General features: G+C 52.3%; 1 protein-coding gene. It reads left to right on the top strand.

Annotated features, from left to right (window positions below):
• Positions 1 to 1,475 (top strand): tandem-95 repeat protein (locus R7Q41_RS23965; protein ID WP_318144703.1); only part of this gene is annotated, 1,475 nt, incomplete at both ends.

Below are 1,475 nucleotides of genomic sequence, written 5' to 3'. Positions count from 1 at the left end.
AGCGTTAGCCAAACGGTGAACTTCACAGTAGCGCCAGTGGCGGATATCGTGGCAGATAAAGCGACGGTTGTGGAAGACATGCCAACCATCATTAAGGTCTTAGGTAACGACACGTTCGAAGGCGACGACAAAGTGGTGTCGCTGGATACCAATAACGGTCCAGCGAACGGCACGGTCTCGGTCAACCCTGACGGCAGTGTGACTTACACGCCAAACGACAACTATCACGGAACAGACAGCTTCACCTACATCGTTACCTCCGGTGGGGTATCGGAGTCCACCACGGTGAACGTCGATGTGACGCCAGTCAATGACGCGCCAGTGGCAAAAGATGATACCGCTGTTACTGACGAAGACACGCCAGTGACGATTGATGTTCTGCCAAACGACACCGACATTGATGGCGATACGTTAAGCATTGATTCGGCGTCTGTGCCGAGTGACCAAGGTAAAGTCGAAATTATTGATGGAAAACTGGTCTTCACACCGGCTGAGAACTTCCATGGCGATGCTGAAATCACTTACACCGTCACCGATGGTGCACTGACCGACCAAGCGACGGTCAACGTCACCGTGAATGCGGTGAACGACGCGCCTGTGGTTGAAAGCAGCATTGCAGACCAAGCCTTGGCGGAAGACTTTACGCCATACAGCATCGATCTAAATACCGCTTTCAGCGATGTGGATAATGTGGATGGTGAGTTAACGTTTAGCGTCTCTGGTAATAGCAACATTCAAGTGGCGATTGTCAATGGTATTGCTACGTTCACTCCAACCGCAGACTGGAACGGCTCAGAAGCATTAACCTTTACTGCTACCGATCCAAGCGGTGAAAGCGTCAGCCAAACGGTGAACTTCATAGTAGCGCCTGTGGCGGACATCGTGGCAGACAAAGCGACGGTTGTGGAAGACACGGCAACCATCATCAAGGTCTTAGGTAACGACACGTTCGAAGGCGACGATAAAGTGGTGTCGCTGGATACCAACAATGGACCAGCGAACGGAACGGTCTCGGTCAACCCGGACGGCAGCGTGACTTACACGCCAAACGACAACTTCCACGGTACAGACAGCTTCACGTACATCGTTACATCGGGCGGGGTATCGGAGTCCACCACGGTGAACGTCGATGTGACGCCAGTGAATGACGCGCCAGTGGCAAAAGATGATACCGCTGTTACTGACGAAGACACGCCAGTGACGATTGATGTCCTGCCAAACGACACCGATATTGATGGCGATACGTTAAGCATTGATTCGGCGTCTGTGCCGAGTGACCAAGGTAAAGTCGAGATTGTTGACGGCAAACTGGTGTTCACACCGGCCGAGAACTTCCATGGTGATGCTGAAATCACTTACACCGTTACCGATGGTGCACTGACCGACCAAGCGACGGTTAACGTCACCGTGAATGCGGTGAACGACACGCCTGTGGTTGAAAGCAACATTGCAGACCAAACCTTGGCGGAAGATTT

It is taken from the genome of Vibrio sp. 2096 (assembly GCF_033339595.1).
GTDB classification, from domain to species: domain Bacteria; phylum Pseudomonadota; class Gammaproteobacteria; order Enterobacterales; family Vibrionaceae; genus Vibrio; species Vibrio alginolyticus.
Note: the sequence above shows the minus strand (reverse complement) of the source record. Positions and strands in the feature narration are given on the sequence as shown.